The organism is Candidatus Pandoraea novymonadis, from assembly GCF_003004665.1.
Classification (GTDB): Bacteria; Pseudomonadota; Gammaproteobacteria; order Burkholderiales; family Burkholderiaceae; genus Pandoraea; species Pandoraea novymonadis.
The window spans coordinates 730,456-750,067 of the sequence record NZ_MUHY01000001.1 but is presented as its reverse complement, the minus strand read 5'-3'; the positions used below and the strand labels follow the sequence as shown (position 1 = coordinate 750,067).

Annotated in this window: 15 protein-coding genes and 1 pseudogene; 15 read left to right on the top strand and 1 reads right to left on the bottom strand. The window is 46.3% G+C overall.

Going from position 1 to position 19,612, the window contains the following annotated elements; translation table 11 throughout:
- Positions 1-794: 794 nt before the first annotated feature.
- Positions 795-1,970: a porin gene (locus BZL35_RS03145; protein ID WP_106182723.1), complete on the bottom strand. Its 1,176-nt coding sequence runs from the start codon at positions 1,968-1,970 to the stop codon at positions 795-797.
- Between the two features lie 346 nt (positions 1,971-2,316).
- Here BZL35_RS03145 and coq7 point away from each other — a divergent pair, with 346 nt between their 5' ends.
- From coq7 to ftsA, 15 genes and pseudogenes are all read left to right on the top strand, one after another.
- Positions 2,317-2,946, top strand: coding sequence for a 2-polyprenyl-3-methyl-6-methoxy-1,4-benzoquinone monooxygenase (gene coq7, locus BZL35_RS03140; protein WP_106182878.1), 630 nt, complete (start codon positions 2,317-2,319; stop codon positions 2,944-2,946).
- A 459-nt stretch (positions 2,947-3,405) separates the two neighbouring features.
- Positions 3,406-3,834: a division/cell wall cluster transcriptional repressor MraZ gene (mraZ, locus tag BZL35_RS03135; protein WP_106182722.1), complete on the top strand. Its 429-nt coding sequence runs from the start codon at positions 3,406-3,408 to the stop codon at positions 3,832-3,834.
- 23 nt (positions 3,835-3,857) lie between these two features.
- Positions 3,858-4,811 carry a 16S rRNA (cytosine(1402)-N(4))-methyltransferase RsmH gene (gene rsmH, locus BZL35_RS03130; protein ID WP_106182721.1) on the top strand — a complete coding sequence of 318 codons (954 nt, stop codon included), beginning with the start codon at positions 3,858-3,860 and terminating at the stop codon, positions 4,809-4,811.
- Positions 4,808-5,149 carry a cell division protein FtsL gene (ftsL, locus tag BZL35_RS03125; RefSeq protein WP_106182720.1) on the top strand — a complete coding sequence of 114 codons (342 nt, stop codon included), beginning with the start codon at positions 4,808-4,810 and terminating at the stop codon, positions 5,147-5,149. The genes rsmH and ftsL overlap by 4 nt, the downstream gene beginning before the upstream one ends.
- Before the next feature lie 65 nt (positions 5,150-5,214).
- Positions 5,215-6,921, top strand: coding sequence for a peptidoglycan D,D-transpeptidase FtsI family protein (locus BZL35_RS03120; protein ID WP_245916342.1), 1,707 nt, complete (start codon positions 5,215-5,217; stop codon positions 6,919-6,921).
- Positions 6,921-8,459 (top strand): UDP-N-acetylmuramoyl-L-alanyl-D-glutamate--2,6-diaminopimelate ligase, encoded by a 1,539-nt coding sequence (locus tag BZL35_RS03115; RefSeq protein ID WP_106182877.1) that lies wholly within the window; start codon positions 6,921-6,923, stop codon positions 8,457-8,459. Before BZL35_RS03120 ends, BZL35_RS03115 begins: the two co-directional genes overlap by 1 nt.
- Positions 8,456-9,820, top strand: a complete 1,365-nt coding sequence (locus BZL35_RS03110) for a UDP-N-acetylmuramoyl-tripeptide--D-alanyl-D-alanine ligase (RefSeq protein WP_106182718.1) — start codon at positions 8,456-8,458, stop codon at positions 9,818-9,820. Before BZL35_RS03115 ends, BZL35_RS03110 begins: the two co-directional genes overlap by 4 nt.
- 41 nt (positions 9,821-9,861) lie before the next feature.
- Complete coding sequence (gene mraY / locus BZL35_RS03105) at positions 9,862-11,031, top strand: phospho-N-acetylmuramoyl-pentapeptide-transferase (RefSeq protein ID WP_106182717.1); 1,170 nt, start codon at positions 9,862-9,864, stop codon at positions 11,029-11,031.
- Between the two features lie 124 nt (positions 11,032-11,155).
- Entirely contained in the window at positions 11,156-12,670 is a 1,515-nt protein-coding gene (gene murD / locus BZL35_RS03100) for a UDP-N-acetylmuramoyl-L-alanine--D-glutamate ligase (protein WP_106182716.1), read from the top strand.
- Positions 12,671-12,768: 98 nt separating this feature from the next.
- Positions 12,769-13,917: pseudogene (ftsW, locus tag BZL35_RS03095) on the top strand (putative lipid II flippase FtsW); the annotation flags it as partial.
- Complete coding sequence (murG, locus tag BZL35_RS03090) at positions 13,914-15,020, top strand: undecaprenyldiphospho-muramoylpentapeptide beta-N-acetylglucosaminyltransferase (protein WP_106182714.1); 1,107 nt, start codon at positions 13,914-13,916, stop codon at positions 15,018-15,020. The pseudogene ftsW and the gene murG, both read left to right, overlap by 4 nt.
- A 1-nt stretch (position 15,021) precedes the next feature.
- Complete coding sequence (gene murC, locus BZL35_RS03085; RefSeq protein WP_106182713.1) at positions 15,022-16,431, top strand: UDP-N-acetylmuramate--L-alanine ligase; 1,410 nt, start codon at positions 15,022-15,024, stop codon at positions 16,429-16,431.
- 1 nt (position 16,432) lies between these two features.
- Positions 16,433-17,416, top strand: coding sequence for a D-alanine--D-alanine ligase (locus BZL35_RS03080; RefSeq protein WP_106182712.1), 984 nt, complete (start codon positions 16,433-16,435; stop codon positions 17,414-17,416).
- A gap of 23 nt (positions 17,417-17,439) precedes the next feature.
- On the top strand, positions 17,440-18,270 hold the full coding sequence (locus tag BZL35_RS03075) for a cell division protein FtsQ/DivIB (RefSeq protein ID WP_106182711.1): 831 nt from the start codon (positions 17,440-17,442) through the stop codon (positions 18,268-18,270).
- A 31-nt stretch (positions 18,271-18,301) separates the two neighbouring features.
- Positions 18,302-19,534: a cell division protein FtsA gene (gene ftsA / locus BZL35_RS03070; RefSeq protein WP_106182710.1), complete on the top strand. Its 1,233-nt coding sequence runs from the start codon at positions 18,302-18,304 to the stop codon at positions 19,532-19,534.
- Positions 19,535-19,612: the final 78 nt, after the last annotated feature.

Genomic DNA, 19,612 nt, shown 5'->3' with positions numbered 1-19,612 from the left:
TGCGTACCATTTTAGTAGGGTTTATAGCTTTTTCAGCACGTCTGGAAAGAAAATCCTAATCTGATAAAAAAAGTTGAAGTGTTTTTGAATCGAGGTGGTTCTTATACAATTTATTAAATCAAAGTGGCTAAAATATTGCATGTAGAATTTTTATCTACCACCTATCGTAGGTCTCTCGCATTCAAAAATTGATTGCCTTGTATAGCTTTCGTTTTGGAATATTGTGAGTGTCGAGCGCTTTTTAGCGAATCGCCATGTCTAGCTAGTACATATTAAAAAAGATTCAGGCATGAAGATCAGTGGGTATCTAATCTTACTGAAGTGGCTTCGCAGATGAGCAAGAGCATAGCGATTCCTTTGCTACATAATCCAACTCGTTTGGAGTTGCGTACTCATATATTTGTATCAAGGGGAAAGTTGTTATCGCTAAACTTCGTCAAATTGACGTCGCAACACTCTCTGTTTGTCATGGTGGCATCTATCTTTTTCGCTCCCCGTGGATTTTAGAACTCTTCTCTTTCGTCATTGGGCGAGCGAATAAAGAACACATATTTCTATTTATTGAAATCTGTCTGGCCTGAAACAAATCCTTTGAATCTCATGGACGGATACTTAGTATTAGGCAGTAGTTGCTAGAAAATAACCAACTGCTTCAATGATTTAAAATTTATAGGGATATTTTTCTCTAAATTGATGAAATGGTTATACTCCTTATTTTTTATGAATATAAAAGGGGCACCCAAAGGTGCCCCTTACTAAGCCAAGTGACGAAAAAACTATCGTCTATTTACTGTTTAGAATTTGTGACGAATGCCAGCAGTCACGCCGATTTGGTCTTTCACATCTGCAGGGCCTAGGTTGTAGACCTCAGCGAAACAATCACCAATAGATTTTTGATACATACCAACTAAATACATATCCGTGCGCTTGGAGAGGAAATAATCCAGGCCCAGATTGAACTGGTGGTAACGTGATTTTTCGGTTCTGGGATGTGATTTCATACTAAGTTTGTGCCATGTGTATGTGTACGAAGCACCCAGCTGCAAAGACGGAGAAAGCATGTACTTACCATTCAGTTCAATGTCTTCGTAATTAGAAAAAGCCATAACGGCTTCTGGCATATAATTATATGCGCTACGGCTGTAAATCAGACCAACTGCACTACGGCCGAAATCGTAGGAACCGCCCAGTGCGTAGGTTTCTGCTTTGTCAGTAGGATTACTGAGTATTAGTGGGTGACTTGTTTCGCCAGAAATAGCTCCACCAGCGGTTTTATTGAGACCGGAGTTACTAACCGAATTTGGTTTGTTCATGTACATGTAACCAGCACCCAATGACAGCGGTCCATTGGTGTAGCCTAAGCCTACTGACCATGCACGGTTATTCCTAAAACCAAAGGTTTCAGAAAGTGGATGTACACCCTCGAAATCGTCACCGGTTTGGTTGCTGAAGCCATACATAGCACTTGCGCTAAAGCCAGCGTAGTCAGCTGTAGTGTACTTGACTGAGTTATTTATACGTAAACTACCGCCTAAAATATCGTTCTCGTCGACATGACTGCTATACCCCGTGCCCCATTGATTAGCGGAGGCAAACGGACCAACGAAGTCAGTAACAGAAGCTTGCTGACGGCCCATGGTGATGGTACCAGCTGTATTGCTAGATAGACCAACATAGGCTTCATGACCGAACTGGCGGCCACCTTGGCCTGATGATCCGTTACTGACAGAGAAACCGTTTTCCAAGACGAAAATTGCTTTCAGACCACCACCCAGATCTTCTGTACCTTTCAGACCCCAACGGCTACCTTGCATGTTGCCGTCGCTTTGTAAAAACTTCCTGTGACCCGAGTCGTTGGTGACATATGTAAGGCCGGCGTCAACGATACCATATAACGTCACGCTACTTTGTGCATTAGCAGCACCTGCGAAGGCGCCGAGTACGCCCAGAGCGAGAAGCGACTTTTTCATTGAGTGATCTCCAGAATTTGGTGAGGTTTGTTTAACAAGGGCACTGGCGTAACGTGATCTTGTTAATCAACTTCGCGAGAAGTTCGACATAACTGTAGCAAATTCATGATCCTGGGCAAAGTTAAGGTGTGCTAATTTTTTATATTTCTGCCAAGAGTGTTTCGTTTACGCAACACTGCTGCTAATATTGATCTGGAGTATTTTTATACTTTTCTTGTGCTTCTGTAGATGTTTCCCAAGATTTGGAGACGTTTTTGACTTCCTTTATTTATGTGATCTTTGATAGTGTTGTGGTTGTAATGAAATTTTAAAAAACATGGACAAGATCATGGAAGGAATCCAAATGGTGTTGATCGATCGGTTGATTAACGAGTTTGACCGTGGTTTGCAGGCGATTTTAGGGATAACGCGTGCGACGCGACCGGTACCCACTTTCGATACTAACCCCGCTGATATGCTGCTTTCGCTACAAGAGAAGCGTCATGTGATTGGGCTGATGCGGGTGAATCACGTGGGCGAAGTATGCGCTCAGGCTCTTTATCAAGCACAAAAGCTTGCTACTAAGGATATCTTGTTGCGCGATGCGTTTGCACATGCGCAGTTAGAGGAAGAAGATCACCTCGCCTGGACGGCTGAACGTCTGTCGACTTTAGGTTCACACCCGAGCTTATTGAATCCGCTATGGTATACAGGGGCATTCATAATAGGTTTTTGTGTTGGAAAAATTGGCGATAAAACCAGCCTGAGTTTTATGGCGGAGACCGAGTGGCAGGTGGAGAATCACCTCAATAATCATCTTGAGAGTTTGCCATTGCATGATTATGAGTCACGCGCGATCGTTAATCAGATGCGTCTTGACGAGGCAGCCCACGCTCAGGCCGCGCTTGATTCTGGAGGGGTGGAGTTATCTTGGCCCATCCGGAAAGCCATGAGTGTTTGTGCAAAAATGATGACGACAATCGCTTACTACATATGACTATAAAAGAAATTCAAGTATCGATTTCGTAGTTATTAGACTCCTTTCTTTTTAGGCTTCGTATCCTGTTGGTTTGTATTTTGACTGCTTCTGTTTATGCTATTGCATCCTCACTCGGATGTGACATTCGGATAGCATCCTCCTTTTTTATAATAATGCATGCACGCATGCTTTTCTTTAAATCTTTAAGGTTAGTCAGGTCATACTGATGAGTATGATTTTTGAGATCTAATTTTCAATATTTGTCTTCGTTATCTTTTCTTTTTTTTAACGGACTCTTCCAATTTTTACTCTATGGAAGAGTATCGTTTCCTGTTTCTTAAAATCCATTTATGAAAAATGTCAAAAAGCTTGACCGACTCTACGCCTTTCTCTAAAGTGGGGAATAGTGTGAGAAAGTGTATTTTTGTGTGCCTTTTGGGGCGTGAATTTTTTAATTCAATAGTTACAGGGACGAGGGTGTTTCAAGGAGCTTCAGCACTTTCACTGGATGTAAAAGGGCGAATGTCGATTCCGGCGCGGCATCGTGATGTGTTGGTGAGTCAGACTGAAGGCAAGGTGACTATCACCAAACATCCTGAGGGATGCCTGCTTTTATTTCCACGTGACCAATGGGAAGTCTTCCGTAACAAGATTATTGCGTTGCCAATGGAGGCACAGTGGTGGCGTCGAATTTTTCTCGGTAACGCCGCTGATGTTGAGATGGATTCTGGAGGTCGTGTTTTGGTTCCGCCGGAGTTGCGTGCTTCGGCTGGACTGGACAAAGAACTTATGTTGTTAGGCATGGCTAGCCATTTTGAGCTTTGGGACGCCGCTATGTATGCGCTCAATGAGCAGGCCGCGATGGCAAAAGGTATGCCCGAGACATTGAAGCAGTTCATTTTTTGATGATTTGGATGGTCTGATAAAGCATGGCAAACGCGGCGGAAATGGAAATGCAACACCGCACGGTTCTGCTCGAAGAGGCCGTGGATGCTTTGCTATGGCGTGATGATGGCATTTATGTTGATTGTACATTAGGCCGTTGCGGGCATAGCCGTAGGATTTTGGAACGTTTGGGTGATAGAGGAAAACTTATTGCATTAGATAAAGATCCTCAAGCGATCGAAGAGGCGAAAAAAATCATAGACCCTCGATTTTCGATTGCTCATGAAAGCTTTGCGCGTTTGCGTGATGTGCTGGCTGGATATGGGGTTACCCGAGTAGCTGGAGTGTTGTTGGATCTTGGTGTTTCGTCACCACAGTTGGATGATCCTACTCGTGGATTTAGTTTTCGTTTCAATGGTCCTCTCGACATGCGTATGGATCCCACACGAGGGGAATCTGCTGCTGAATGGTTGGCTCGGGCGACTGTTCAAGAGATAACGGAGGTGATTAAGTGCTATGGGGAAGAAAGGTTTGCTTTTCAGATTGCAAAGGCGCTTCTTGCCCGTAGGATGGATAGCGATCGTCTTGGGCCACTTGTTACTACTGGAGAGCTTGCCTCGATCGTTGCAGGTGTCGTTAAAACTCGTGAAAGGGGTAAGAGCCCTGTAACACGTACCTTTCAGGCCTTACGGATTCACGTGAATCAAGAGCTTGTGGATTTGCAAATAGTCCTTGATGCGGCGGCAGATCTTTTAGAAAAAAAAGGTAAACTCGTGGTTATCAGTTTTCATTCGCTAGAGGATCGCATCGTCAAGCGAGTTATGCGAACACTGACGAGCGTGGAGGCAATAGATCGTCGGATACCGATGCGCGCTCATCAATTTGCCCCGCCACCTTACAAATTGGTAGGGAAGGTCAAACCTTGTGCCAAGGAAATCGCTGAGAACTCTCGTGCACGTTCGGCCATCATGCGTATTGTTGAGCGGGTGGCATTGTGAGTCGGCTTAATATCCTATTGTTGTTTCTCTTGATTGGTTGTGCGCTCTCCCAGATCAAGGCACAGTATTGTGCTCGCGGCACATTTGTCGAATTAAATCGTGAGTTGGAGCTTCAGTGTCAGCTATTGCAGGAGTGGGAGCGTTTGCAATATGAACAAAGCGTACAGAGCAAGAGTGTGCGTATAGAATCAGTTGCCCGCAATGATTTGACTATGCGATCTGTATTACCGGGATGCACGCAATATTTATCGATGCCCCAACGGGCAGCGATAAATATTGCGGTGCCAATTCCAAGCGCTTCAGTCTTACCTGTTTCATTGCGCGGGGGTTCACGGTGAATCTTCGTCATGATGTCCAAAGGAAATCAAAGGACGTGCAATTCTCGGCGAGTCCTTTGCTGTCAATGCGTTTGCCAATGTGGCGTTCCAAGTTGCTTGTATTTCTGGTTTTTTCGGCGTTTCTGGTACTCGCGGGACGTGCATTTTGGATTCAAGGACCAGGTAATGATTTTTATCACCGTCAGGGGGAATCGCGCTATGAACGTACCGTAGAAATGGAAGCGACGCGTGGAAAGATTTTGGATCGTAATGGACAAGTGTTAGCGACGAGTTTGCCAGTACGTGCCATTTGGGCTATTCCGGAAGATGGCGCCGGAGATTCGTCTGCTTCTAAGTTGGGTGAATTGGCGAAGTTGCTTGACATGAGTGAAAATGAGCTCAAGAGGAAGTTTAATCAGAAAAAGAACTTTGTCTATATTAAACGTCAGGTATTGCCTCATGTGGCCAAGCAGATTGCTAAACTTGGCATTCCTGGTTTATATCAGCGGAATGAGTATAAGCGTTTTTATCCAGAAGGTGAGATTGCAGCTCATATCTTAGGTTTCACGAATGTCGAGGATATTGGCCAAGAAGGGGTCGAACTTTCGATGCAAAAGTTGCTCGCGGCAACGCCTGGGCGCCGTCGTGTTATTAAGGATCGTCTTGGCCGTATTGTCGAGGGAAGTGATGTTCTTGTGTCACCTCGTGATGGGGACGATGTCGTGTTGTCCATCGATAGTAAGATTCAGTTTCTTGTATATAACGAGTTAAAGGCAGCACTGGAGCGAACTGGAGCCAAAGCAGGTAGCGCCATTGTTCTAGATGCGAATACAGGTGAAGTGTTGGCGTTGACTAATTTGCCGACATATAACCCAAACAATAGAAGCAATTTGACAGGTGCGCAGTTGCGCAATCGTGCTTTAACTGACACGTTTGAGCCTGGGTCTATCATGAAGCCATTCACCGTTGCTGCGGCACTCGAGCGGCGCTATGTAACACCTAATTCTTTAGTGCTCACCGAGGGCCGCTGGACGCTAAATGGTGCAACCATTACGGATACACACGATTATGGCATGCTCACAGTCTCAGGTTTAATTCAGAAGTCGAGCAATATTGGTATTGCCAAGTTGGCGTTGCAAATGAAACCACAAGAAATGTGGGACATGTTAAGTGGCGTTGGCTTAGGTCAAGCACCGCAAGTCGGTTTTCCTGGTGCTGTTGCCGGTCGTCTGCGCCCTGCTAAGAGCTGGCGCCCGATCGAACAGGCTACGATTGCTTATGGCTATGGATTGTCCGCCTCGCTTATTCAATTGGCCCGTGCTTACACGATTTTTGCGCATGATGGTAGGTTGTTACCCATTTCTATTTATAAGACGGATGGGACGGACGTTCGTGGTGAACCAGTTATTTCTCCGTTGACTGCCCGTCAAGTACGCAAGATGTTGGAAATGGTTACATTGCCGGGTGGTACGGCAAAGAAGGTACAAGTGATCGGTTACCGTGTTGGTGGTAAGACAGGGACTGCTTATAAACATTCTGGTAAAGGCTACGACAAGAGTAAATACCGTGCGTCATTTGTTGGCATGGCGCCGATGTCTGATCCACGGATTATTGTGGCCGTTATGCTTGATGAACCTAGTCGCGGTTCTCATTCTGGAGGTATTGCTGCAGGCCCGGTATTTGGGAATATCGTTGGGAGCACGTTGCGTTCATTGGGAGTGCCGCCAGATTCTCCTGTCACTCAGTTGGTTATCAGTGGGAAAGCGGAGGAGAGTAAGCCATGGGTACCGTGATGTCGATGCTCGATCTTTCATCCCAGCGCAGCGCATTACAAACCGCTTACGATTGGTTGTGTGAACATGTTCCAGCTGGTGCTGTATTGTGCGCCGACACTCGTCGAGTACGCCCTGGTGACGTATTTTTGGCATATTCCGTTGGCGGTGTGGATAACCGTCAATTTATTTTCGATGCAGTTGAGTGTGGTGCTGGTGCCATTGTTTGGCAGACTGGTCATTTCGAATGGCCAGCAGTGTTGACGGATGTTCCGCATTGTGGTGTCGCGAATCTCAATCAATTGGCTGGATCACTTGTGGCTTTGTGGTGCGGTGAGCCTAGTGATGCTATGTTGACGATCGGCGTGACAGGCACTAATGGTAAGACATCTTGTAGCCAGTGGCTTGCACAATTGTTAACAAAAATTGATAAATGTACGGCTGTTATTGGTACACTTGGCAGTGGGTTCCCAGGGCAGTTGAGTGAGACAGGTTTTACAACGCCAGATGCTGCGCAACTGCAACACAGTCTTGCAGATTTCCGTGCACATGGGGCGGAAGCTGTTGTAATGGAGGTCTCGTCTCATGCTCTCCATCAGGACCGGGTCGCGGGTGTTGCGTTTGATGTTGCGGTTTTTACCAATCTGACTCAGGATCATCTTGATTATCATGGCACTATGGCAGCTTATGAAGCTAATAAGACGCGTTTATTCGATTGGCCGGGGTTGAGTGCGGCAGTCATAAATCGTGATGATGCTATGGGTAAACGTCTACTTCGGAGATTGGCGGGTAAGACGCCGGTGATAGAGTATGGTATTGGTGGTCCTATTACGTCCTCTTACGGACATCGTGTTTTGCGTGCTACTGATGTACATACGATGTTTGTAGGAACGAGTTTCATGTTAAATTGGGATGATCGCATTATTCCGTTGAGTGTACCACTTATTGGTGACTTCAATATTAGCAATGTCCTTGCGGTGTTAGGTGCAGCATTGGCCAGTGGTGTGCATGTAGATTTTGAACGGGTTGTGCTGCCGTCTTTGATGTCTGTTTCTGGTCGGATGGAGCTGATTAGCCAGGCGGCAGATCAACCACTTATTATTGTTGATTTCGCTCATACGCCGGATGCTTTGGACAAGACACTACGAGCTTTGCGGTCTGTTGCACATGCGCGTCAGGGTTCACTCGTTTGTCTGTTTGGTTGCGGTGGGGATCGTGATCCTAGTAAACGTCCGTTGATGGGGGCGGTCGCAGAGCAGTTCGCCGACGTTATTGTGTTGACGAGTGATAATCCTCGTAGTGAATCACCTGCTAAAATTATTGCCCAGATTACAACAGGTTGTCGAGTACCGGCACTGGTCCGTTGTATCGAGGACCGCGCTAGTGCGATTTTGCAGGTTATTGGGGGTGTCAATCCAACAGATGTTGTATTGATTGCAGGTAAGGGGCATGAAAATACACAAGAAATAATGGGAAAGAAGTGGCCATTTTCTGATCAAGAACATGCTCGTTTGGCGCTGGCTGCTCGAAGCACGATGGCACGAGGAGATGGCGAATGATGCTATGGCGTTTAAAGGATGCACAAAATGCGCTGTTCCAGGCTTCGCTTGAGGGATGTGATGGTAGCGTAGTGTTTGATCGAATTGTGATTGACAGCCGTGCGGTGCAGCCTGGTGATTTATTCGTCGCGCTTAAAGGAGAACGTTTTGATGCACATGATTTCCTCGAGGATGTTGTACGTGCAGGCGCAAGTGCTTTGTTGGTATCTAGTTTCCCAGTTGGTTTTTATACGCCAGCGTTGATAGTGCCAGATACTAAGTTGGCACTTGGAGAACTGGCTATGGCATGGCGTCGTCGTTTTACCATGCCTATCGTCGCTGTGACTGGAAGCAATGGTAAAACCACTGTCAAGGAAATGGTTGCTGCGATCTTCGCGCAGGTCGTGGGTGAAGATGCTAGTCTATCTACCATAGGTAATTTTAATAACTATATCGGCTTGCCGTTGACAGTGCTGCGTTTGCGTGAGTTTCATCGTTTTTCCGTGCTTGAGATTGGGATGAATCACCCAGGTGAGACAGCCTATCTGGCGAATATTGCACAGCCGACCATCGCATTGATCAATAATGCTCATCGTGAGCATCAGGAGTTTATGTTAAATGTCGAAGCTGTTGCTCGTGAGCATGCTGCTGTATTGGCAGCGTTACCGCAGGATGGTGTCGCGGTGTTTCCGAACGATATGATATTCACTCCTCTATGGCGAGAGATCGCGGGGAATCGCCAGGTCATTGATTTTGCAATGGATGCAGCTGCTTCTGTATCAGGCTGCTATGACAGCGTTACACGTAATCTCCATGTCATGACCCCAGTGGGCGATTTCTCCCTGACATTGCCAGTTCTTGGTGTGCATAATGCCCGTAACGCATTGGCTGCGATCGCCTGTGTACTTGGGGCAAAGATTGATGATATAGGGGCGATTGTGCGTGGTCTCGAGCAGTTTAAGCCAGTTAATGGTCGCATGCAGGTGTCGACAATTGAATATGGTTCGCTTGTTGGGACGACCGTTATAGATGATACATATAACGCTAATCCAGATTCCATAATGGCTGCCATTAATGTGTTGGCGCAAATGCGAGCACCTCGCATCCTGGTGCTTGGCGATATGGGGGAGGTAGGTGATATTGGTCCTAAAGTTCATGGCGAAGTGGGCGCATATGCCTCGGAACACGGCATTGAATATTTGTTTGGTATTGGGCAAGCGACAAGAATTACTTGCCAAACTTTTGGTTCGGGCAGCGAACATTTTGAAGACGTTGAATCTCTCGTTTCGACATTGAAAGCTTATGTGAAGGGACCCGCTACGGTACTAGTCAAAGGTTCACGTTTCATGAAAATGGAGCGTGTTTTAGAATTATTGAACTAAACCCGGGGTGATGGCACCTGCGTACATTGAGGATTAATTTCATGTTTTTGGCGCTGGCGCAATGGTTGCAAACAGAAGCAAGTTTCTTACGTGTTTTTAATTACCTGACGTTTCGAGCGTTGATGGCTAGTCTCACTGCGTTGATGATCGGTCTAGCCTTCGGCCCGATGGTGATTTCTAAGTTGAAGGTGATGAAAGTAGGTCAGGCAGTGCGTGCTGATGGACCGCAGAAGCATCTCATCAAATCAGGGACGCCGACAATGGGAGGGTTACTAGTCCTCATTGCGATTACTATTGCTACATTGCTGTGGACGGATCTCTCGAATCGATTCGTTTGGATCGTACTGGTTGTAACACTTGGTTTTGGCATAATTGGCTGGATCGATGATTACCGAAAAGTATTTCACAAAGATCCGATTGGAATGTCGTCGAGGGAAAAGTACTTTTGGCAATCACTTATTGGGCTTTTTGCCGCTATTTATTTGGCATTTAGTGTTTCTGAGACAAGTAATTTGAAAGTATTTGAGTTGTATATGAGCTGGGGACGTCGTGGAATACCGGCTGATTTACCTCCCAAGGCGGACTTCATCGTGCCATTTTTTAAAACGATCAGTTATCCACTGGGAATTTTTGGATTTATTGTACTGACGTACTTTGTTATTGTTGGATCGAGCAACGCTGTGAATCTGACCGATGGTCTCGATGGATTGGTTATTATGCCGGTTGTTTTGGTTGCCAGCGCATTGGGGGTTTTCGCTTATGTGATGGGTAATGCTGTGTTTGCGAAGTATCTGCTATTTCCTTATATTCCGGGTGCCGGCGAATTGCTAGTGTTTTGTGCTGCGATGGCGGGTGCAGGACTTGCCTTTTTATGGTTCAACACGCATCCAGCACAGGTTTTTATGGGGGACGTTGGTTCATTGGCGTTAGGTGGTGCGCTCGGCACAGTTGCGGTTATTGTGCGGCAGGAAATGGTGTTGTTCCTTATGGGTGGTGTTTTTGTCATCGAGACGATCTCAGTGATGTTGCAAGTGACCTGGTTTAAATATACGAAGCTGAAATATGGTGAAGGGCGCCGTCTTTTCAAGATGGCGCCCTTGCACCATCATTTTGAGTTATCTGGATGGAAGGAGACACAGGTAGTAGTACGTTTTTGGATTATCACGTTGATATTGGTACTGATTGGTCTGTCGACGTTGAAGTTGCGTTAAAAGTACAGACGATACAATCACGAGCCAACAGGGTGATAGATTAGTAATGCGTATAGGCACTTTGCACACAATATTATTTTTATCGCCGGATTTGAATTGATTGAGATGATGTAAGGAAAACGAATTGTTTGGTGAGCTGTTTGATAAATCTAAGTACCTGCGTGTTTTGATCCTCGGTCTCGGAGAATCTGGCTTAGCGATGGTGCGTTGGTGCGCGCGCTATGGGTGCGGTGTGCGGGTGGCTGACATACATTCGTCGCCACCGAATCTTGCTACATTATTGCAGTTGGATCTGCCTGAGGTGATATTTATTGGAGGGGCATTTACGAAATCATTGCTTGATGATATTGACCTCATTGGCATCAGTCCGGGGTTATCCCCCAACGCATTGGATGTTGCACCGCTTTTGGTCGAAGCTACTCAGCGTGGTATTCCTGTATGGGGAGAGATAGAATTCTTCTCACAAGCATTGAATTATCTTGCTGCGACGAGTGGGTATGCGCCAAAGTTGTTAGCTATCACCGGTACTAATGGTAAGACAACAACTACACGTCTAACTGAGTTACTGTGCTGTAATGCAGGTAAACGTACTGCTGTAGCTGGCAATATTAGTCCATCGGCCTTGGATTGTTTATCTTCATGCATTTCCGAAATGGCGTTACCGGATATTTGGATATTAGAGCTTTCGAGCTTCCAGCTCGAAACGACGTATTCACTTAAACCAGATGCTGCTGCCATTTTGAATATTACTCAAGATCACCTCGACTGGCATGGTGGGATGGATGCTTATGTCGCTGCTAAAGCGCGTATTTTTTCATCGAAGACTATGCGAGTGCTTAACCGTGATGATGTTCGTGTGATGAAGTTTGCTATACCCGAAGCCAAGGTTGTGACCTTCGGTACATCGTTTCCTGATGTGCTCGGTGACTTTGGTTTACAACGGAAAAATGGAGTAACTTGGCTCGTCGAAGCATTCACGCTTGACGACGAAGTAATAGTTGCGCCACGTCACCGTAATAATGAGGGGTGCGATGTTTTTACCATGGAACTCGGGATGAAGTGGCTGATGCCAGCAGATGCATTGCGTATTTGTGGAGAACATAACGCTGCGAATGCATTGGCGGCACTGGCATTGACGCGTTATGTCGATTTACCATTGGTTAAATTGGTTTGTGGTTTGGGTGAATACACAGGTGAGTTGCATCGTGTACAACTGATTGGTACGATCAAAGATGTTGAGTATTATGACGATAGCAAGGGTACCAATGTTGGAGCAACAGCAGCAGCGATCAGCGGTTTGAAAAAGCAAATTGTGCTCATTGCTGGGGGTGATGGCAAAGGACAGGATTTCTCACCGTTGGTCGAGCCAGTCGCGAATCGCGCGAGAGCTGTTTTTCTCATTGGCCGCGATGCATTGAAAATTCGTGCGGTTTTGGCTCATGCTAATGTTCCGCTGATTGATGCCGATACGTTAGAAGCAGCAACGTTTCAAGCAGCTAAGCTTGCACAACCAGGTGATGCGGTGTTGTTGTCACCGGCTTGCGCCAGTTTCGATATGTTTCAGAACTATGAGCATCGGGCTGACGTTTTTCGCCACGCAGTGTTGCAATTGGCGACTGAAGCAGGGGAAATGCTGTGAGCTGGCTCAAGACATTCTTCAGCAAAAAGTCTCAGTCAAATTTTGTCGGTAATAGGAAATCGTCATCGACCTCCAAACGTGTGACTGGCGATATTAAGCGGACGCGATCATACATACTTGAATATGACTATGCGTTGATATGGACTGTAATCACATTGCTGACTCTTGGTTTGATTATGGTCTACTCAGCTTCCGTTGCATTGCCAGATTCCCCCAAGTACAGTGGTTATTCGTCATATCACTTTCTAGGTAGGCATATCGTGTCGTTGACGATCGGGGTAACTGCTGCAGTTGTTACATTTCGAATTCCTGTCAAAGTAATAGAAAAGTTTGCGCCAAAGCTATTTTTGCTGGCATTGATTTTGCTCATTATTGTATTAATTCCATACTTAGGAAAGGGTGTAAATGGCTCGAAGCGTTGGATTACTCTGTGGGTTCTGAATTTTCAGCCATCAGAACTAATGAAGCTTGCTGTAACGCTCTACGCCGCGAATTACACAGTCCGGAAACAAAAATTTATGCAGAGTTTCCGTAAAGGTTTTTTGCCAATGGGCATTGCTGTCGTGTTCGTTGGGATGCTTTTGCTGCTTGAGCCGGATATGGGTGCGTTCATTGTAGTGGCTGCTATTGCAATGGGTATTCTGTTTCTCGGTGGGGTAAACGGCAAGTTGTTTGCTGGTTTGGCATTGACGGCGGTTGGCACGTTTACAGCATTAATTTGGCTTTCGCCATGGCGGCGGGAGAGGATTTTTGCTTATTTGGATCCCTGGCGTGAAGACTATGCGCTTGATAAATCATATCAATTAACACATTCATTGATTGCGTTTGGGCTTGGCGAATGGACAGGTACTGGTCTTGGAAGTAGCATAGAAAAACTACATTACTTGCCGGAAGCTCATACCGACTTTATTCTTGCAGTGATTGGGGAGGAGTTTGGTTTTGTAGGTGTGGCATGTGTTATTTTTTTGTTCTATTGGATTGTGCGAAGTGCTTTTGAGATTGGGCGTCAGTCCATTGCCTTAGAGCAAACGTTCGGCGGCTTGTTGGCAAAGGGGATTGGCGTTTGGATCGGTGTGCAGACGTTCATCAATATGGGGGTGAACCTGGGATTGCTCCCGACTAAAGGTTTGACGTTGCCCCTCGTGAGTTACGGAGGTTCGGGTATCCTTCTGAATTGCATCGCATTGGCGATGCTGCTGAGAGTCGATTATGAGAATCGGTTATTGATGCGTGGAGGGAAGATATGAATGTGCCATTGACAGATTTACCTTCTTCTACCCAAAAGCAAGTACGTACTTTGTTAGTGATGGGTGGTGGAACGGGTGGACACGTTTTTCCAGGCCTTGCCGTTGCTAATTTCCTGCGTTTGCAAGGTTGGAAAGTCCTATGGCTGGGCAATCCTGATGGCATTGAGGCGACGCTTGTTCCAAAGTATGATATTCCCATGGTGTACATTCGCATAGAGGGTATACGTGGAAAAGGTTGGCTGAGGAAGTTTTTTTTACCCTTTAAATTATTACCTGCATTTTGGAAAAGTTTGTGCGAGATTCGATGTATTCGGCCAAACATTGTGCTTGGCATGGGCGGTTATATTACATTCCCAGGCGGAGTTATTGCGTCGTTACTTGGTTGTCCGCTTGTGTTACACGAACAGAATTCTGTTATGGGACTGTCAAATCGTCTACTCGCATGCGTGGCTGATAAGGTGTTACTCGCATTCCCTAAGACTTTACGAGATGGTCAATGGGTAGGCAATCCCATTCGCGTCGATTTTGATGCACTTCCTGATCCTTCCGTGCGCTATGAAGCTCGGAAGGGTCCCTTGCGTATCTTGGTGGTAGGTGGAAGTTTGGGTGCAGCTGTATTGAATGATATTGTGCCGAAGGCGTTGGCTAAGTTGCCCTGCGAGGAGCGCCCGTATGTTGTTCATCAGGCTGGAATGAAGCATATCAGGACGTTGCAAAAGAACTATGCCTCCGCTGGAGTGATGGTCGAAGCGCTACCATTCATTGATGATATGGTTAGTGCTTATGCTGACGCCGATCTCGTGATTTGTAGAGCAGGTGCAATGACGGTGGCCGAAGTGGCCGCTGTTGGTATAGCGGCTCTATTCGTGCCGTTCCCTCATGCAGTAGATGATCATCAAACTAGCAATGCACGATTCCTTACGGATGAAGGCGCAGCGATTCTGATGACCCAAAGTGAATTATCGGCAGACAGACTGGCTGCGTGGTTGCGCACGCAAACGCGTTCAACCTTGCTTGCCATTGCACAGAAGGCTAAGATTTTCGCAAAATCAGATGCTACCGAACAAGTAGCTCTGTTATGTGCCGCCTTGGCCAAGGACTAACATGAAGCATAGCGTTAAACACATTCATTTTGTTGGTATCGGCGGTGCTGGAATGAGCGGAATAGCTCAAATTTTGCTGAATCTCGGTTATCAAGTCAGTGGTTCAGACCTTGCCGCAACCAGAGTGACGCAGCGCCTTATAGATCTCGGTGCACGTGTGATCCAAGGGCACGCAGCTGAAAATATTCAATCGGCTGACGCCATTGTTGTATCGACTGCAATTGGACCTGATAACCCAGAAATATTAGCAGGGCGAATCAAACAGATTCCGATTGTGTCTCGTACAGTAATGCTTGCTGAGCTAATGCGCTTGAAAAAAGGTATCGCTATTGCTGGTACACACGGCAAGACTACCACGACGAGTCTTATGGCCAGTGTATTGGTAAAAGGTGGATTTGATCCGACATTCGTTGTTGGCGGACACTTGAATAGTACTGGTGAGAATGCTCGGCTAGGAGTAGGAGATTTTATCGTTGTCGAAGCTGATGAGTCTGATGCCTCCTTTTTGAAACTAAGCCCAGTCATCGAAGTCATCACAAACATCGATTTCGATCATATGGATAGTTACGGACACGATTTTGTGCGGCTTAAGCAAGCGTTCCTCAAGTTCACAGAGCGTTTACCGTTCTACGGCATTGCAGTGCTATGTGTTGATGATCCATATGTGCGTGAGATTTTACCATTTGTATCTAGGCAGGTAATCCGTTATGGTTTCTCGGAGGAGGCGCAAGTACGCGCCATTGATATACATGCTGACGGTGGGCAAATGCATTTTACCGCACTGCGTGAATATACTAAGGGTCTAGCTCCGCTTGACATCACGCTTAATCTGCCAGGATATCATAATGTGCAAAACTCCTTGGCTGTAATTGCCATTGCGACGGAGCTTGGAGTATCAGATTTTTCGATTCGACAAGCTTTTTTGGAATTCAATGGAGTTAGCCGTCGTTTCCAGCGTTATGGGGAGATTAACCTACAAAAGAATAGTGGTGCCGGTTCATTTACTTTAATCGACGATTATGGGCATCATCCAGTTGAAATAGCAGCGACACTGAGAGCTGCGCGTGCAGCATTTCCAGGGCGTCGGATCATATTAGCGTTTCAGCCCCATCGCTATACTCGATTGCGTGATTGTTTTGCTGATTTCGTGAAAGTTCTATCGACACCAGATATCCTCTTACTTGCTGAAGTATATGCCGCTGGTGAAGTGCCGATCGTGGCTGTGGATAGCCTCGCTTTGGAGCATGCTCTGCGTATGGCTCATCAGATAGAACTAGTATTTGTCGGGGATGTAAGTCAGATACCTGATGCCCTTTTGAAGGTGGCGCGCGCGGGTGATGTGGTGATTACCATGGGGGCTGGCTCGATTGACCAGGTTCCTCACAAGTTGCTGGAGCAGAAAGGAGTTTGAGGTGATTGCATTAAATCCAAAAGAATTTGGTAAGGTTGGTGTCTTGATGGGTGGACGCTCAGCAGAGCGCGAAATTTCTTTGATGTCTGGCAATGGTGTTCTTGGAGCACTGCTCTCAAGGAATATCGATGCCCATGCCTTTGATACTGGCATGAATGATTTAAGCGCACTTGCTGCTCAGAAATTTGATCGTGTTTTTATCACGTTGCATGGTCGTTATGGTGAAGATGGTACGATGCAAGGGGTGTTGGAACATTTAGGTATTCCATATACTGGTTCCAGCGTGTTGGCTTCTGCGTTAGCGATGGATAAGGAAATGACAAAGCGTGTTTGGATGAATGAAGGCTTGTCGACGCCACGCTTTCACATGCTGAAGAGTGATAGCAATTGGGATGCCATCGCACATGATTTGTGTCTACCGGTCATTGTCAAACCTTCACGTGAAGGCTCGACCATTGGTCTAACCAAAGTAACAAATGTCTCACAGCTATGCAAGGCCTATGAGAATGCGGCGGCGTTTGATACGAATGTCTTGGCCGAAGAGTTTATCGATGGTGATGAGTTAACTGTTCCCGTACTTGGCGTTGGCACGGAAGGTGCCAGTGCTGCTCGTTCATTGCCGATAATTCGGATTCTAGCCCCGGATGGGGATTACAGCTATCAGAATAAATATTTCAAGGATGATACACGATACGAGTGTCCACCACCGTTGTCCATGTGCTTGCAAGAGGAAGTGCAGCGACTTGTGTTGCAGGCATATCGGGTTCTGGGCTGCCGAGGATGGGGACGCATCGATTTGATGCTTCGAAAGCGAGATAATAAACCTTACTTATTGGAGATGAATACATCGCCTGGTATGACTGGACATTCACTTGTTCCGATGTCGGCTCGTGCTGTCGGACTGTCATACGAGGATCTTGTGCTGGAAATTCTCAGCACTGCTACGCTTGACTTGTATATGAATACACTGGGGAAGTTGCAATAAAAAAGCAAGGAAATAGGATAGTCATGTGGCATAACATTCGTCTACTCAATGCGTTTGTTAGCACGATTGTTGTCCTGTGCGTGTTGGGTACGCTTGTGGCTGGTGGTCGGTGGTTGATCCATCGCCCGTTTTTTACATTGCGGATGATTCAGGTGGATGGAGATGTTGAACACATTAGTGATTTTCTCTTGCGTGTGAATGCGGTATCACACTTGCATGGCAATTTTTTTACTATCAATATTGAAAGTGCACGTGCTGCGTTCGAACGGGTACCTTGGGTGCGCAGTGCAAGTGTGAGGCGTGTTTGGCCGAATCGTTTAGCTGTCACGCTAGAAGAGTATAAACCACTGGCAACCTGGGGCGATGGCCGGTTGGTGAGTTTGGATGGTGAGCTGTTTACTGCTAATTTAGATGAAGCCGAGAATGATGGGCATTTGCCAGAGTTTACTGGCCCACCAGGAAGTGAAAAGGACGTCACTGAACGTTATTATGACTTTGTCAAATGGTTCGCTGGTTTGAACATGAAACCGGATTCAGTGGTGTTATCCGACCGTTATGCTTGGAGCGTAAGGTTGTCAGGGGGTATTCAATTAGCATTGGGTCGTGAACGGGATTCTAGCACCTTAGCTTTACGTTGCCAGCGGTTTGTACAGGCTTATCCAGAAGTGGTTCAGCGCTGGGGTAATCAGATTGAATACGCTGATTTGCGTTATCCCAATGGCTTTGCCGTACGTGCGGCGGGTATGCGTTTCTTAACAGAAGGCGAATTAAAGAAATTAGATCTACAGGGTCAATTACTGATACGACCATCTGTATTAAAAAGAGATATACAGAAATCAGGTTCAAAAGAGTAAAGCCAGTGAGATTTCAGAATTTACACACAATATGAGCAAAGATTACAAAGATTTATTGATAGCCTTGGATATTGGCACAACGAAAGTTGTGGCGGTTGTGGCTGAACTACTTCCTGAAGGTCGTTACGAAGTCATTGGCCTTGGTCAAAGTGAATCGCACGGTCTGAAGAAAGGAGTAGTGGTCAACATTGAGGCAACAGTTCAGTCTATCCAGCGTGCTCTTGAGGAAGCAGAGTTAATGGCAGATTGGAAGATTACAAACGTATTTACCGGAATTGCCGGTAGCCATATTCGTAGTTTTAATTCGAGCGGCATGGTTGCTATCAAGGATAAAGAGGTTACACAAGCGGATGTTGCGCGTGTTATTGAGACAGCTAAGGCTATTAATATTCCGACGGATCAACAGGTGCTGCATATTCTGACGCAGGAATTCATTATTGATGGTCAAGAAGATGTCCGTGAGCCTATTGGTATGAGTGGTATCCGTCTCGAAGTGAAGGTGCATATTGTGACGGGCGCTGTGTCGGCAGCACAAAATATTGTGAAATGTGTCCGCCGTTGCGGCCTTGAAGTTAATGATCTGATTTTACAGCCGTTGGCATCGAGCCTTTCAGTGCTTACAGAAGATGAAAAAGAACTTGGTGTTGTGCTGGTTGATATTGGGGGAGGTACAACCGATATCGCTATTTTTAGTGAAGGTGCTATCCGACACACGGCTGTCATTCCAATTGCTGGAGATCAGATTTCAAGCGATATCGCAATGGCACTACGGACACCGACATCAGCCGCGGAAGATATGAAAATCGAGTTTGGTATTGCGAAACAGTCACTGGTCGATGCAGATGAAATGATCGAGGTACCTGGGCTTGATGAGCGAGGCTCTCGTACGTTTTCGCGTCAAGCGTTGGCAGCGGTGATCGAACCTCGTGTGGAGGAGCTTTTTTTTCTGGTGCAGCAGGTTGTACGTGAATCGGGTTATGAAGAGTTATTGTCGGCAGGAATTACGCTGACGGGAGGAGCAGCCATGATGCCAGGTATGGCTGAGTTAGGTGAGGATATTTTCCTGAAGCCTGTGCGTATCGGTGTGCCTAAATATAACGGTGGTTTGGCCGACGTGGTATGCAATCCACGTTACGCAACTGCGATGGGACTACTGCTTGAAGGTTCCTCACAACGTATGCGTGGCCGGAAGGTGGCGGTCCATTCTGGACAAGCGAGCCAAGTTTGGGGACGTATGCGGGATTGGTTCTTTAGTAATTTTTAACCGTTTTTTATGTAAAGATGTCGGGCAGATAAAGAGCAAGTGTAAGCGCTTTAATATCCAAGCTACTATTTTTCGTTC